This is a genomic window from Streptomyces sp. NPDC104581 (genome assembly GCF_055583685.1).
Window position 1 is genome coordinate 77668 of sequence record NZ_JBVJNN010000021.1, and the last position, 13520, is coordinate 91187.

14 protein-coding genes are annotated in these 13520 nt (G+C 73.5%); 6 read left to right on the forward strand and 8 right to left on the reverse strand.

The genetic code is table 11. The features are described from left to right. Positions 1-34 precede the first annotated feature (34 nt). Entirely contained in the window at positions 35-922 is an 888-nt protein-coding gene (locus tag ACZ61E_RS19005) for a sigma-70 family RNA polymerase sigma factor (protein ID WP_469700801.1), read from the reverse strand. 97 nt (positions 923-1019) lie between these two features. Here ACZ61E_RS19005 and ACZ61E_RS19010 point away from each other — a divergent pair, with 97 nt between their 5' ends. From ACZ61E_RS19010 to ACZ61E_RS19020, 3 genes are all read left to right on the forward strand, one after another. Beyond that, complete coding sequence (locus ACZ61E_RS19010; RefSeq protein WP_469700803.1) at positions 1020-1793, forward strand: SDR family oxidoreductase; 774 nt, start codon at positions 1020-1022, stop codon at positions 1791-1793. Positions 1794-1891: 98 nt separating this feature from the next. Continuing rightward, positions 1892-3046 carry a DUF4037 domain-containing protein gene (locus ACZ61E_RS19015; RefSeq protein ID WP_469700804.1) on the forward strand — a complete coding sequence of 385 codons (1155 nt, stop codon included), beginning with the start codon at positions 1892-1894 and terminating at the stop codon, positions 3044-3046. Further along, positions 3043-3795, forward strand: coding sequence for a GNAT family N-acetyltransferase (locus ACZ61E_RS19020; RefSeq protein ID WP_469700806.1), 753 nt, complete (start codon positions 3043-3045; stop codon positions 3793-3795). The genes ACZ61E_RS19015 and ACZ61E_RS19020 overlap by 4 nt, the downstream gene beginning before the upstream one ends. Here the strand turns inward: ACZ61E_RS19020 and ACZ61E_RS19025 are convergent. After that, positions 3774-4268 (reverse strand): GNAT family N-acetyltransferase, encoded by a 495-nt coding sequence (locus ACZ61E_RS19025; RefSeq protein ID WP_469700807.1) that lies wholly within the window; start codon positions 4266-4268, stop codon positions 3774-3776. The genes ACZ61E_RS19020 and ACZ61E_RS19025 overlap by 22 nt on opposite strands. Before the next feature lie 445 nt (positions 4269-4713). Here ACZ61E_RS19025 and ACZ61E_RS19030 point away from each other — a divergent pair, with 445 nt between their 5' ends. Beyond that, positions 4714-5358: a dihydrofolate reductase family protein gene (locus ACZ61E_RS19030; RefSeq protein WP_469700809.1), complete on the forward strand. Its 645-nt coding sequence runs from the start codon at positions 4714-4716 to the stop codon at positions 5356-5358. A 58-nt stretch (positions 5359-5416) separates the two neighbouring features. Here ACZ61E_RS19030 and ACZ61E_RS19035 read toward each other — a convergent pair whose 3' ends face one another. From ACZ61E_RS19035 to ACZ61E_RS19045, 3 genes are read right to left on the reverse strand one after another with little or no spacing between them, the layout of a single operon-like run. Further along, entirely contained in the window at positions 5417-5950 is a 534-nt protein-coding gene (locus tag ACZ61E_RS19035; protein WP_469700811.1) for a GNAT family N-acetyltransferase, read from the reverse strand. Between the two features lie 12 nt (positions 5951-5962). After that, positions 5963-7519: a carboxylesterase/lipase family protein gene (locus ACZ61E_RS19040; protein ID WP_469700812.1), complete on the reverse strand. Its 1557-nt coding sequence runs from the start codon at positions 7517-7519 to the stop codon at positions 5963-5965. A 9-nt stretch (positions 7520-7528) separates the two neighbouring features. Next, a complete protein-coding gene (locus ACZ61E_RS19045; protein ID WP_469700813.1) occupies positions 7529-8437 on the reverse strand; it encodes a TetR/AcrR family transcriptional regulator in 909 nt (302 codons plus the stop codon). A 140-nt stretch (positions 8438-8577) separates the two neighbouring features. On the opposite strand from ACZ61E_RS19045, the gene ACZ61E_RS19050 reads away from it, so the two are divergent. Both ACZ61E_RS19050 and ACZ61E_RS19055 read left to right on the forward strand, forming a co-directional pair. Next, the gene (locus ACZ61E_RS19050; protein ID WP_469700814.1) at positions 8578-9618 is read left to right on the forward strand and encodes an ATP-binding cassette domain-containing protein; all 1041 of its coding nucleotides are present in this window, start codon (positions 8578-8580) and stop codon (positions 9616-9618) included. Continuing rightward, complete coding sequence (locus tag ACZ61E_RS19055) at positions 9611-10399, forward strand: ABC transporter permease (RefSeq protein ID WP_469700816.1); 789 nt, start codon at positions 9611-9613, stop codon at positions 10397-10399. The genes ACZ61E_RS19050 and ACZ61E_RS19055 overlap by 8 nt, the downstream gene beginning before the upstream one ends. Positions 10400-10469: 70 nt before the next feature. Here the strand turns inward: ACZ61E_RS19055 and ACZ61E_RS19060 are convergent, their stop codons facing one another. The 3 genes from ACZ61E_RS19060 to ACZ61E_RS19070 all read right to left on the reverse strand — a co-directional run bounded on the left by ACZ61E_RS19060 (position 10470) and on the right by ACZ61E_RS19070 (position 13505). Then, the gene (locus ACZ61E_RS19060; RefSeq protein ID WP_469700817.1) at positions 10470-11717 is read right to left on the reverse strand and encodes a GNAT family N-acetyltransferase; all 1248 of its coding nucleotides are present in this window, start codon (positions 11715-11717) and stop codon (positions 10470-10472) included. A 77-nt stretch (positions 11718-11794) separates the two neighbouring features. Continuing rightward, positions 11795-12859 carry an asparaginase gene (locus ACZ61E_RS19065; RefSeq protein ID WP_469700818.1) on the reverse strand — a complete coding sequence of 355 codons (1065 nt, stop codon included), beginning with the start codon at positions 12857-12859 and terminating at the stop codon, positions 11795-11797. A gap of 46 nt (positions 12860-12905) precedes the next feature. After that, positions 12906-13505 carry an RsiG family protein gene (locus tag ACZ61E_RS19070; RefSeq protein WP_469700819.1) on the reverse strand — a complete coding sequence of 200 codons (600 nt, stop codon included), beginning with the start codon at positions 13503-13505 and terminating at the stop codon, positions 12906-12908. Positions 13506-13520 lie beyond the last annotated feature (15 nt).

A 13520-nucleotide genomic window follows, 5' to 3' on the forward strand; every position in this document is an offset into this window, starting at 1 on the left:
CGTGCGCCCGGCACCGGTCGGCCCGCCCCCGTCGTCACACGTCGAGGACCGCCACCTCCACCCCGGCCAGCCGGTCCGCGTCCGCGATGATGTCGATCTCGGCGACCTTGTCGTCCCTGATCGTGAAGGCGAGGACGAGGAACAGCCGGCCGCCGGGAGCCATCACCAGGCCCGGCGACCCGTTCACCAGCGCGGGCTGGCTGAACCTGACCCGCTCCGCCGCCATCGACGCGCCCTTGCCCACCCGCTGCGCGCCCCGGAGCAGCAGCGGTGCCGGGGTGGGGCCGGCCGCCCGGTCCGCGCGCAGGACCACGTCCGCGTCCAGCAGCGTGACCAGCGCCTCGAAGTCGCCGCCCCGGGACGCGGCCAGGAACGCCTCGACGACCTGGCGCCGGCGGGCCAGATCCGCCGCGGGCAGCGGCGAGGCCCCCTTCACCCGGCGGCGCGCACGGCTCGCGAGCTGTCGCGCCGCCGCCGGGGAGCGCTCGATCATGGGGGCGATCTCGTCGAACGGGACGGCGAACAGGTCGTGCAGGACGAACGCCAGCCGCTCGGCCGGCGTCAGCGTGTCGAGCACCACCAGCAGTGCCAGTCCGACGGAGTCGGCCAGCACCGCCTCCTCCTCCGGGCCGTACTCCCCCTCGCGCGCACCGGCCCGGTCCGGGCGGTCCGGCACGTCGAGCGGTTCCTCGCGCCGGGAGGCGCGCGTACGCAGCATGTTCAGGCACACCCGCGCCACCACGGTCGTCAGCCAGCCGCGCAGATTCCCGATCTCGCCGGCGTCGGCGCCGCTGAGGCGCAGCCAGGTCTCCTGGACGGCGTCGTCGGCCTCGCTCGCGGAGCCGAGCATCCGGTAGGCGACCGCGCGCAGACGAGTCCGGTCCTCCTCGAAACGCTCCAGAAGCAGCGTGCTCTCTTCCATCTCGTCACATTCCTCGCTCGCCGGGTGTCAGTGCGGTAGACCCTCTCAACCCGCCGATGTGACCGGGACACCCGGTCCACGACAGCCTGGAGAAACCATGACGTCATCGATCCTGGTCACGGGCGGCACGGGCACCCTCGGCCGCCTTGTCACCCCTCTGCTGCGCGACACCGGCCACCGGGTGCGGGTGCTGAGCCGGCACCCGCGCGCGTCCGAGGGCGGCGTCGAGTACGTCGCCGCCGACCTGCTCAGGGACGAGGGGATCGAGGCCGCGGTGGACGGCGCCGAGACCGTCCTGCATCTGGCGGGAGCCGCGAAGGGCGACGACGTGGCGACGGGGAATCTGGTGCGGGCCGCGTCACGTACCGGCGTTCGGCACCTGGTCTACGTCTCGGTCATCGGCTCCGACCGGATTCCGCTCGGCTATCCCCGGGCCAAGTTCGGCGCGGAGCGGGCCGTGGCCGGTTCCGGGGTGCCCTGGACGACGCTGCGCGCGGCCCAGTTCCACGACCTGGCCCTGACCATGGTGCGGGGCATGGCGAAACTGCCGGTGATCCCGGTCCCCGGCGGGCTGCGGCTCCAGCCGGTCGACGCCCGCGACGTGGCGGACCGCCTGGTGGAACTGACCCTCGGCGAACCGGCCGGCCGCGTGGCCGACCTCGCCGGTCCGAAGGTCTACGGGCTCGGGGAGCTGTGCGGCGGCTATCTCCGGGCGAGCGGCAGACGCCGGCCGACGGTGCCGCTCCGGATTCCGGGCAAGGCCGGCCGCGCCTACCGGGCCGGGGAGAATCTGACCCTCGACGGGGCCGACATCGGGCGGCGGACCTGGGAGGAGTTCCTCGCGGAGCGGGTGGGCGGCGCGGCGCGCTGAGCCGTACGCCGACGGGACGGGAGCGGACGACGGAACCGAAGGGGACGTGTGCGTAAATCGCGTGGCCGAGGCCCGTCCGCCTCGGGCACAGTGGGCGCGTGGACAGCGAACGCACCCCCCTCCGCGCCGGCTTCGTCCCCGGTCTCGACCTGTCACGCGTCCTCTACGAGGAGGCGGTGCGGCCCGTCCTCGACAGCGCGTACCCGGGGCTGCGGTACGCCGCCGCGCGGATCGGCTCCGGGTCGGAGGTGCTGGGGTTCGACACGGCCCGGTCCGCCGACCACGAGTGGGGCCCGCGGCTGAATCTGTTCCTCGCGCCGGACGACGCCGCCGAACACGGGGCGGAAATGCACCGGCTGCTCGCCGAACGGCTGCCGAAGCACGTACGCGGCTGGCCCACGCACTTCCGGCACGCCGATCCCGAAGTACCCATCGGCCGGATGGAGTTGACGGACGGCGCGGTCGATCACCGGGTGTCGGTCGACGGCCTCGACGACTGGCTGCGCGCCCAGCTCGGGGTGGCCGCGGCGACGGCCGAGGGGCCCACGGTCCGCGAGTGGCTGGCGATGCCCCAGCAACGGCTCGCGGAGGTGACCGGCGGCGCGGTGTTCCACGACGGCCCCGGCGCGCCCGGCTCGACCGGCACGCTCGGTGCGGTACGGGCCCGGCTGGCCTGGTATCCGGACCAGGTGTGGCGCTGGCTGCTGGCCTGCCAGTGGCAGCGGATCTCCCAGGAGGAGGCGTTCGCCGGACGGTGCGCCGAGGTGGGGGACGATCTCGGGTCGGCGGTCGTCGCGGCACGGCTGGTGCGCGATCTGATGCGGCTGTGCCTGCTGCTGGAGCGGACGTACGCCCCGTACGGCAAGTGGCTGGGCAGCGCGTTCGGTCGGCTCACGGTCGCGGGCGCCCTGAAGCCGTCGCTGGCGGGCGCGCTGGCCGCGACGGAGTACCGGGCGCGGGAGCGGCACCTGTGCGACGCGTACGAGTTCGTGGCCGGGCTCCAGAACGCGACGGGGCTCGCGGCCCCGGTGGATCCGGCCCGCCGGCCGTACCACAGCCGGCCGTTCCAGGTGCTGCACGCCGAACGCTTCGCACAGGCCCTCGCGGCGACCGTCACCGACCCCGGACTGCGCGGTCTGCCGCTGACCGGCGGGGTGGACCAGTGGGCGGACAGCACGGACTTCCTCGCACTGGGCGGGCCCCGGCGCGCGGCGGTCGACGCGCTCACCCGCACCGTCCCGGACTCCCCGTGACGACCGACCGCGTCCGCGCACTGTGGAGTGAACTCGCCGGTGTGCCGGTCGGGTTCACCTCCCCGGCCACCGTCGTGACCGCACCCGGCTCGCGGCTCTGCCCGCCGGGCTGGGCCGGGATCGTACGGATCGGTGAGGCCGCAATCGCCACCGCGCCGGACGCGCGGCGCACCGAGGCGCTGGGCGCGGCCGTACGGAAGCTGGCGCCCGCGGAACCGGTCGACCCGGTCCGGCTCGGCCGGGCCCTGACCGGTACGGGAGCGCCGGTGCTCGATGTGCTGGGGCCCGCCACGCTCGCCTACCTGGACCGCGCGTCCTTCGTGCCCGCGCCTCCCGGGGAGGCGGGTACGGCCGTCGAGCGGGCGGCGTCCGGCGACCCCGCGCTGACCGCGCTGCTGGCTGCGGTCTCCCCGGGCGACGCGGACGAGAGCGGTCTGGACGAGATCACCTCACCCGCGTTCCTGCTCCGCGAGGCCGGCGGTGCGGGTGCGGGGCGTGGTGTCGCCGGGGATGTGGTGGCGGCGGCCGGTTACACGGCCTGGCCGCGCTCGGTCGCCCACGTGTGCCTGCTGGTCGCCCCGCACCGGCGGGGCCGGCGGCTGGCGGGGATCGTGGCGTCGGCCGCGGTGTCGCACGCGCTCGACGCGGGGTTGCTGCCGCAGTGGCGCGCGCGGCCGTATCCGTCGCGGCGGGTGGCCGTGGCCCTGGGCTTCCGGGAGCTGGGGACTCAGCTCAGCGTGCGGATATAGGTCGTGGCGGGGCGCCCGCCGATCTCGATCTCGCCTGTGGCCACGAATCCCGTGCGGTCCAGCACCGCGCGTGAGGCGGGGTTGTCGTGGGTCGTCATCGCGCGCAGCGAGGTCAGCCCGTACTTCTCGGCGGCCAGCACGCAGACCGACCGCACGGCGTCCGTCGCCAGGCCCTTGCCCGCCGCCTTCTCGGCCATCCGGTAGCCCAGCTCGGCCGAACCGTCCGCCACGTCGACGAGGTTGAAGCGCCCGATCACCTCCTCCGCCGTGCTGCCGTCGCCGCTGACCAGCACATGGAAGTAGTGCAGTCCGGCGCCCTGCTCGGTGAGCAGATCGCCGTGCCGGGCGGCGAAATCGCTGAAGTAGGAGTCGCCCCGGTCGGAGATCGAGGCGGCGAAGTAGGCCCGGTTCTCCTGCTCGAATGCGAGCAGTGCCGGAGCGTGGTCGAGTCGGAGCAGTTGCAGTTCGGGCATGTACGCACGCTACCCGGCGTCGGCCCGGTCATGGCTCGGGATTTCCGCCCTGCGGCGCACGTCAGGGGCGTGTGCGGGGTGGTACGGGGCGCGCGGCGCCCTGTTCGCCGTGCCCGCCGGTCGCCCGGCGAGCAGCGCTCCGTCGCGCGACCGCTGACCTCGATCATGACCTCGGCGGCTCCGATCACGGCCTCGCCGAACCGGTCGGAGCGGCGACCAGGCTCGTCGCGGCCCACGCCGGGGGACTCCGCACGAATCCGGTACTCGCGAGGAACCAGCGGCATGTGATCACGGAGGTTCTGACGGATCACGCGGCGGCTTCGCGGTAGGAATGCCGGGAAGGAATCCGCCGGCCGCTGTCGATCCGGCCATGTCCCGTTCGACGTCCTGTTGTGGAGCGCTTCGCCCACACATGGACGCGACAGGACCGGACGAGGAGAAAATCATGGGTCAGCTGCTGAGAGTCATGAACTTCAGCGTCTCCAGTGACGGAATCGGTGCCGGTGAGCACCAGAGTCTCGACAGGCCGTTCGGCCACGTCGATCCCGGGCAGCTGTTCGCCTGGGCCGGCGCCACGGCGAGCTGGCCCATGCGGACCGACCCCGGCGGCAGCCGCGGTCTCGACGACTACTTCACGCGGGACTTCGCGCACAACATCGGCGCCGAGATCATGGGCCGGAACAAGTTCGGCCCCCAGCGCGGGCCCTGGCAGGACCACGACTGGCAAGGCTGGTGGGGCGGCGAACCCCCGTTCCACACCCCGGTGTTCGTCCTGACCCACCACGTACGCCCCTCGATCACGCTCTCCGACACCACGTTCCACTTCGTCGACGGCGACCCGGCCGCGGTCCTCGAACAGGCGCGGGCGGCGGCGGACGGCAAGGACGTACGGCTCGGCGGCGGGGTCACCACCATCCGGGAGTTCCTCGCCGCCGACCTGGTCGACACGATGCACGTGGCGGTCTCACCGGTGGAACTCGGCACCGGCCTGCACCTCTGGGAGTCACCGGACGAGCTGCTCGACCGGTTCCACCTGGAGGTCGTCCCGAGCCCGAGCGGTGTCACGCACCACCTGTTCTGGCGGAGGTAGCCCCCGGCCGGGCGCGTGGCCGGGTCCGCGGTGACGTCCGCCGCGGCGCTCGCGCTGTTCAGGCCACGTACTCGGTGAGGTCGATGGAGTGGATGTGCAGCGCGAAGCCGTACTCGGGGTGCTTCGTCTCCCGGTCGAGGACCAGGTCCAGCTTGCGCAGCACGTTCCCCGACCGCTCGTTGCCGGGCCGGTTCACGGCGACGACGCGGTCGAGCCCCCGGTCCTGGAGGGCGAACTCCAGCACGGCCTGGGCGGCCTCGGAGGCGTAGCCCTGCCCCCAGAAAGGGGTGCCGAGCCGCCAGCTGATCTCCACGTCGGAGCGCACCTCGGGCGGTTCGACGGGCACGGAGAGGCCGACGGCGCCGATGAGTTCGCCGGAGGCGAGCAGCTCGACCGCGAAGAGCCCGAAGCCCTCCTCGTCCCACTCCTCCTCCCAGCGCTCGATGTCCTCGGCGGTCCCGTCGAGGTCGCGGACCGAGCCGTCGCCGATCCAGCGCATGACCTCGGGGTCCGACTCGATCTCGGCCAGCGGGGCGAGGTCCGCGTCGGTCCAGCGGCGGAGGAGGAGGCGGGGCGTGCGGATCTCGGTCATGTGCCCATCCTGTCAGGGGTGGATGTGCGCGTAGTCGGCCGACCGCCACGCCGCGCGGAAGGCGCCGTGCGGATCTGCGCCGGTCCCCTCCCCGACTCCCTCCCCGGCCTCCTCGCCCCAGATCCGCACCTGCTGCGGCCCGCCGTCCGGGTCGAGCGGCTGCCAGCCCGGGTCCCCGGTCGCGGCGAAGTCCGCCCACGCCCGCACCATGCGGTGCGACAGCTCGTGGTCCTCGGGGAGCGGCGGCCCGCCGATGAGGAAGGCGAGCCGGGGGTCGGCGACGGTGCCGAAGGCGAAGGGGACGTCGGCGCAGTGCCAGGGCCGTACGACTCCGCTCCCCGTGACGCGCCGCCTGGCGAAGCGCGACAGATACGTCCGGCCGGTGCCGCCCGGGGCGGCGGCGTGGCGGTCGGCGAACCGGCTGCTGTACTCGCCGAAGGACATGTCGCCGTAGATCGCGAGGTACAGGTCGGGCGCCGGCGCGTCCGGCATCAGCGCCCGGTACGCCGGTACGAGATCGCCGGGCAGCCCGAAGTCCGCCGCGAATTGGTCCAGTTGACGGTCCGTCGTGATCCTCTTGCTGCTGCCGACCGCGTCCAGCAGCCAGTACTCCTCGGTCGTGTGGCAGACCAGCAGGTCGATGTCGGCGTGGTCCGCCGGACCGACGGCGAGGGGGTCGGCGGGCAGCAGGACGCCGTCAGCGACGGGGCCGTACAGCACCGGGTCGTAGTGGCGCGCGCCCTCCGCCGGGTCGGCGCGGAGGTCGGCGACGACCTGGTCGGACGCGCGGACCAGGTCGTACGGGGACACCGTCGCCAGCGCATCGGCGGTGGCCGCGACCCCCGCGGCGGCGGCGACACGGCGCGTGGTCCCGGCGGCGTGCCGGGGCTGGTGGACCGGGCCGACCAGGCTGTGGGCGACGGCGCGGCGGAACAGTCCGCGCGCCCGGTCCATCACCGTCAGACAGGCGACGGACGTCGCTCCCGCCGACTGCCCGGCGACGGTCACGTTGGCCGGGTCGCCGCCGAAGGCCGCGATGTTGTCGCGCACCCACTCAAGGGCGGCGATCTGGTCGAGCAGACCACGGTTCCCGGGGATGTCCGAGCCGGGGACGTCCGAGCCCGGGACATGCCCGAAGCCCTCGAAACCGAGCCGGTAGTTGAGGGTGACGACGACCAGTCCGGCGCGGACCAGGGCCGTACCGTCGAAGTCCGGCTGCGCGGAGGCGCCGAAGGTGTAGGCGCCACCGTGGATCCAGACGAGCACGGGCCGCGCGCCCGCGCCCTCCGCCCCGCCTCCTCCCTCACGCGTCCAGACGTTGAGATTCAGCACGTCCTCGTCGCCCGGTGACCACGCCGGCATACCGGGCAGCTCCGCCGACTGCGGCGCGATCGGCCCGTGGCCGACGCACTCCCGTACGCCGTGCCAGGCGGGCGCGGGCCGGGGCGACTTGAAGCGGTGGGGGCCGAACGGCGGGGCGGCGTAGGGAATTCCGAGCACCGCGACCACACCGGGAGCGGCGCGGCGGCCCCGTACCCGCCCGCCGCGCGTCGAGTAGAGATGATCCACCCGCGCACCTTATGCGACGGGTTCCGGGCCCTTTTCGCCACAGCGCCCGCCCGCGTCCGCGCCGGGCCCGCCGCCGACTCCGCTGTCCCCGCCCCGCTCGCGCACCAGCAGATCGATGCCGTCCAGCATGCGCTCAAGACCGAAGACGAACTCGTGGTCGGGGCTCTCCGGTTCCTCCGGCGCCTCCATCACCCCCGCCGCCAGCATCTCCGCGACGGACGGGAAGCGCGCCGGATCGGCCAGCTTCTGGAGGGTGTGCCCGTATCCGGCGAGTACGGCCTCCGCCGTTCTGCCGCTCGCCTCGACGGCGGCGGCCAGGTCCGCCATCAGGGTCGCCTCGTGCCGCACATAGCCGTTGACCATCAGGACCACCGACAGCTTCTCGCCCCAGTCGAGCCGGGTCCCCTCCAGGGCGACCAGCCCCCACTCCCACCAGGCGACCATCCGGGGTGTGGCGGGTGGGCTGGAGATGGGGATACGGAGCGCCCACAGGTTGCGTTGGCAGGTGCGGCGTATCTCCCACGCCCACTCCGTCAGCGCCGTACGCCAGTCGGTGCCCGGTGCGGGCGGCGCCGGCGGATCGCCGATGATCGCCTCCTGCATCAGTACGTACAGCTCGTCCTTGGCGCCCACGTAGCGGTAGAGCGACATCGGCGAGACGCCGAGCTTCTTCGCGATCCGGCCCATGGAGACGGCGGGCAGCCCCTCGGTGGCGGCGACGGTGACGGCCGTGTCGACGATCCGCGCCAGGGTGAGACCGGGCTTGCGCCCCTTCGCCGGGCGTTCGCGCAGTCCCCAGGCGGCTTCGATGCTGGGCGGCAGCCCCGTACCGGCGTCGCCGCCGCCGTCGCGCGTACCCCCGCCCACACGGCCGCCCGCGTTGTCGCCCGTGCCCTGGTCCGCGCTCTCGTCCGTCACGTCCGCGCCTCCGCCTTCCCCCGCTCGTACCGCCGCTCCCGCCTTGACGCCATCCTAGTTATGCGTAACCCTTACACATCAAGCGTAAGGGTTACGCATAAAGCGTCGGGCCCATGACGCGCAACGGAGGAGCGGTGGCCATGAGCCCCCAGAGACGAGCCATCAGCGCCATCGGGCTGGAGAAGTCCTACGGCCGCGGGGACGAGCGGGTGAAAGTACTCGACGGCATCGACCTGACCGTCGAACGCGGCACGGTCTTCTCCCTCCTCGGCCCGAACGGCGCCGGGAAGACCACCGCCGTACGGATCCTGGCCACGCTCGCCGACGCCGACGGCGGCACGGCCCGGGTGGCGGGTCACGACATACGGACCCAGCGGCGCCTGGTACGCCGGGCCGTGAGCCTGACCGGCCAGTTCGCCTCGGTCGACGAGAAGCAGACCGGCGAGGAGAACCTGCGCATGATGGCGCGCCTCCACGGCCTGTCACGCGCGGACGCGCGCCGCCGGGCCGCGGATCTGCTGGAGCGGTTCGACCTCACCGGCGCGGGGCGGCGGCTCACCCGTACGTACTCGGGCGGTATGCGGCGGCGGCTCGATCTGGCCGCCGGGCTGGTCGGCGAGCCCGAGGTCATCTTCCTCGACGAGCCGACGACCGGGCTCGACCTGCGCAGCCGCCAGGAGCTGTGGCAGGTGGTGCGAGAGCTGTCGGCGGGCGGCTCCACGGTCTTCCTCACCACCCAGTACCTGGAGGAGGCCGACCAGCTGGCGGACCGGATCGCCGTACTCGACGGCGGCCGGCTGGTCGCCGAGGGCACGGCACCGGAGCTGAAGGCACGGGTCTCCGGACACCGCCTCGACCTGGTGGCCGCCGACGCGGCGGCGTACGGACGACTCGCGCCGCTCGCCGTACGGCGCTCCCCCGACACGCTCACGCTCGGCCTGCCGACGGACGGCACGGCGGCGCGGGTACGGGCGCTGCTGGACGAGATCGATCCGGCGCGCCGCGACATCGTGAGCTTCGCGGTGCACAGCGCGACGCTGGACGACGTGTTCCTGGCCCTGACGGGCCGGGGCGCCGCCCGTACGCCCGGCACCGTCACCACCCCCACCACCGTCACCACCGCCGGGAGCACCGGCAGCGGCACCGACGCCCTGACCAGCGAGGAGCCGACCCATGTCTGACACGGCGACGACGGCCCCGGCGGGCCGCGCACTGAACAACACCCTTGTCATGACGGCCCGTTCGGTCCGGCTCAGCAGCCGCAACGGCGACGCCGTCTTCACCTCGCTCATGCTGCCGGTCATGCTGATGCTGATCTTCGTCTATCTCTTCGGCGGCGCCATCGAGACCGGCACGGGCGCGCCGTACGTCTCCTACGTCGTGCCCGGTGTCCTGCTGCTCTGCGCCGGTTTCGGCTCCTCCGGCACGGCGGTGAGCGTCAACGAGGACATGAAGGGCGGCATCATCGACCGCCTCCGCTCGCTCGATGTCGGCGGCGCCGCGTTCCTGGCCGGGCATGTCGCGTCGAGCACCGTCCGCAACATCGTCTCGACGGTCCTGGTCCTCGGCGTGGCCCTGCTGATCGGCTTCCGCCCGGCCCCGACCGTCCCGGCCGCCCTCGCGGCGGCGGGCCTGCTGCTCGCCTTCATCGTGGCGATCTCCTGGCTGGCGGCGGCGGTGGGCCTGCTGACCCGGTCCCCGGAGGCGGCGGGCGCCTTCTCCTTCTTCATGATGTTCCTGACCTACCCGAGCAGCACGTTCGCCCCGATCGCCACGATGCCGTCCTGGCTCCACGGCTTCGCCTACAACCAGCCGGTCACCCCCGTGATCGAATCCCTCCGCGGCCTCCTCCTCGACGAACCGGTGGGCTCCGCCCCATGGGTGGCCCTGGCCTGGTGCACGGGAATCCTCCTGACGGCGGCGGCCATGTCGGGCCGGCTGTTCAGGAACCGGACGGCGTGAGAGGGCGCCGGGGCGGGGCGTTCACTCCGGGAGTCACCGATCATCACAGGGCGCTTCGGCCTGCCGCCGCTCAGAACACGTCCGGGCACCAGGGGCGGCGGGAGGTGCGGAGCAGGGTGTCCGTGCGGGAGGCCGCGTCGGGCTTCTCCTCCGTCACCGTACCCAGCGCCGTCAGCCGGACCGCCGATTCGTCGCCCAGGTAGAGCGCGCCCAACTCCCGCACGTCCAGCGTCAGATCGGCTGACCGTGTCGTCGGGGTACAGGTCGCGCCCGTGGGCGTCGCGTCCAGGAGGTAGCGGCCCGAGGCGAGGGACGCGCGGTCGTGGATGTCCAGGACCAGGGTGCCGGAGGTCGCGTACGTGCGGGACTCCAGCGCGCGTACGGTGTCGAGGATCCGCACCCACAGGAAGTCCGCCTGCGTGACGATCCTGGCCGCACGCGGGTCCGGGAGGAAGAAGGGGACCAGGTCGTCGGGGGCGCGGTAGCCGGTGCGGACCGTGGTGATCCAGTCGACCGAGCAGACGTAGCGCCACAGCGCGCGCTCCGCCGCCGTCGTCACGGCGATCGCGTCGAGCACCGTCGCCGTGTTCAGCGGCTGCTTGGCGTCGCCCCACACCTCGTCCGCCTTGTACGTCAGCAGGCCCTCCACCTCGCCCGACGCCGAGCGGTACACCGCGTAGAAGGGCTCGGTCCACGGTGCGCCGTACGAGATGGCCGTGCCCGTGTGGACCCGCCACCAGCGCTCGTTGCGGCTGATCACGCCGTGCCTCAGCGAGCGCAGCCGCTCGTGCAGTTCGGGGCCCAGCTTCACCACGTCCGAGGCGTCGACCAGGTCGACCCGGCCGCCGTCGTCCGGCTGACCGGAGGCGCGCGGGTCGAGGCCGGCGCGCGGCACGTCGATCGACCAGTCGGTGATCCAGGCGGCCGGGCCGAAGCCGTACCGCCCGTAGATCGGGTACTCCGCCGCGATCAGCGTGGACACGACGTCGCCGCGCTCCTTGGCCTCCGCCAGGTCGTCGCCGATCATCCGGCTGAGCAGACCGCGGCGGCGGTGCGTGGCCGAGACCGTGACGTTGGAGATGGCACTGGACGGCAGCGGGGCGCCGCCGACGGCGGTCAGCTCCTGCGGGAAGGTGCGGTACGTCGCGACACAGCGGCCCTCGTCGAACGCGCCCCTCATACGCCGGGTGTCCATGTACGCCCCGCGGTCCGCGACGGCCTCCTCGCTCACGGTGGGCGGCCTCAGGAAGCCGGTGTTCAGGGCGCGGAGCCAGGCGGGGAGGTCGGATTCGCTGATCACACGGACGTCGATGGCCATGCTCGTACGCTAAACACAGGCGGGGCGGAAAGTCCTGCTGATTTCCGCCCAGGGCCCACGGTCCGGGGCGCGAGCGCTCAGAACGCCGCGCGCACCCCGCCGACCTCCGCGTCGCCGCCCAGCAGCGGCGCCCGGCCGATGCGCTTGAGCACCGGTCCTTCGACCCCCAGCAGCCCCAGCGCCCTCGCCAGCACCGGCCCGAGCGCGCGCAGCCCGCCGTCGTCCACCTTGAACGCCAGCGCGCGGCCGTCCTCCAGCGCCACCGCCTGCACCGCCTCCGCGCCCATCTTCGACAGCGCGCCCGGCACCTCGCGCATCAGCCAGGTGTCGGCCCTGCGCGTGCCGGCGACGTACGACGGGTGCGCCCGCATCGCGTCCGCCACCCGGCGCTCGGCCGTGCCCGGCGCGGCGAGGACGAAGTGGCGGAAGGCGCGGGCGAGTCCGGTGAGGCTGACGGCCATCAGCGGGGCACCGCAGCCGTCCGTACCGACCGCCGAGACCCGCTCCCCCGACACCTCCTCGACCACCGTGGCCACGAGCCGCTGCAACGGGTGGGACGGCTCCAGATACGTGTCCAGCGGCCAGTCGTTGCGCACACAGGCGGCGAGCATCGCCGCGTGCTTGCCGGAGCAGTTCATGGTGACGCGGTCCCGGATGCGCCCCGCCGCGAGGTACGCCTCGGCCTCGACCCGGTCCAGCGGCAGGTCGGCCGGATTCAGCAGATCGTCCGCCGTCAGCCCGGACTCGGCGAGCATCTTCTGTACGAGGGTGAGGTGGAAGTCCTCGCCGGAGTGGCTCGCCGCCGCCAACGCGAGTCGTTCACCGGACAGTTCGACCCCGGCGCGCAGCACGGCGGCGGCCTGGAGGGGCTTGTTGCTGGAGCGGGGGAAGACCGGTGCGTCCGGGTCGCCGAGCGCGAACTCCACGCTGCCGTCGGCCGCGAGCAGCACCAGCGAGCCGCGGTGCCTGCCCTCGACGAAGCCGGACCGCACGACCTCCGCGAGGACCGGGGACCGGGTGGCGCCCTCCGTCGCGGCCCCGGCCGCCGCGACGGTGGCGGGGCCGGTGGTGGCGCTGGTGGCGGGGTGAGTGGTGGCGGTGGCCGCCCCGGTCGTGGGCGTCGTCTTCCTGCGGGTCGTCATCAACGGGCCTTCCGGGCGGGGACCGCTCCGGAAGGCAGCCACGGCGTTACGTGAGCAGGTCGTCTACTTGTGCTTCGCCTTCACGGTACCTGCGGGCGATCTCCGCGCTGCACTCGTCCGCCGTCCGCTGGAGATCGTGCCGGCGCTTCGAAATCTGCTGCTCATGGAGGACCAGCCGCCCCATCGCGGCGGCCAACTCCCCATCCGTACGGGCTTCCAGGTCGGACAGCTCCACCTCGGCGAGCGCCTCGGCGGCGAGCAGCCGGAACTCCTCGTTCCGCGGTGTGGAAAGAGTCACATGCCGTGCGGAGGACCGGTGGAGCGACGGGGTGTCGGCCAGGATCTCGGAGAGCCGGTCCACGACGGGCGTCTCGGGCGCCGACCGGCGCGCCAGCTCGGCCCGCAGGATGTCGATGCGGCCCTGGAGCAGCCGGCGCAGATAGCTGAGGTCGGCCTCGTCCCGCGTCGCGTCCCGGCGCAGAGCACGCAACTCGGGGAGCCGCAGGGCGTTCTCACCGCCCGTGGCCCGCTGTGCGGGGGGCCGGACCGTCGCCGCACCGGCACCCGCCGCGGCGAGGTCGCCGGACGCCGTGCCGCCGATGATCGGTACAGGACCGGGCGACTGCCCGGCACCAGATGTGCTCATACGTGCTTACTTCCC

Excerpts from the sequence above, each read along its gene's own strand:
- ACZ61E_RS19005 (WP_469700801.1), bottom strand. The coding sequence starts at position 922 with ATGGAAGAGAGCACGCTGCTTCTGGAGCGTTTCGAGGAGGACCGGACT.
- ACZ61E_RS19010 (WP_469700803.1), top strand. The coding sequence starts at position 1,020 with ATGACGTCATCGATCCTGGTCACGGGCGGCACGGGCACCCTCGGCCGC.
- ACZ61E_RS19025 (WP_469700807.1), bottom strand. The coding sequence starts at position 4,268 with ATGCCCGAACTGCAACTGCTCCGACTCGACCACGCTCCGGCACTGCTC.
- ACZ61E_RS19030 (WP_469700809.1), top strand. The coding sequence starts at position 4,714 with ATGGGTCAGCTGCTGAGAGTCATGAACTTCAGCGTCTCCAGTGACGGA.
- ACZ61E_RS19035 (WP_469700811.1), bottom strand. The coding sequence starts at position 5,950 with ATGACCGAGATCCGCACGCCCCGCCTCCTCCTCCGCCGCTGGACCGAC.
- ACZ61E_RS19050 (WP_469700814.1), top strand. The coding sequence starts at position 8,578 with ATGAGCCCCCAGAGACGAGCCATCAGCGCCATCGGGCTGGAGAAGTCC.
- ACZ61E_RS19055 (WP_469700816.1), top strand. The coding sequence starts at position 9,611 with ATGTCTGACACGGCGACGACGGCCCCGGCGGGCCGCGCACTGAACAAC.
- ACZ61E_RS19060 (WP_469700817.1), bottom strand. The coding sequence starts at position 11,717 with ATGGCCATCGACGTCCGTGTGATCAGCGAATCCGACCTCCCCGCCTGG.
- ACZ61E_RS19065 (WP_469700818.1), bottom strand. The coding sequence starts at position 12,859 with ATGACGACCCGCAGGAAGACGACGCCCACGACCGGGGCGGCCACCGCC.
- ACZ61E_RS19070 (WP_469700819.1), bottom strand. The coding sequence starts at position 13,505 with ATGAGCACATCTGGTGCCGGGCAGTCGCCCGGTCCTGTACCGATCATC.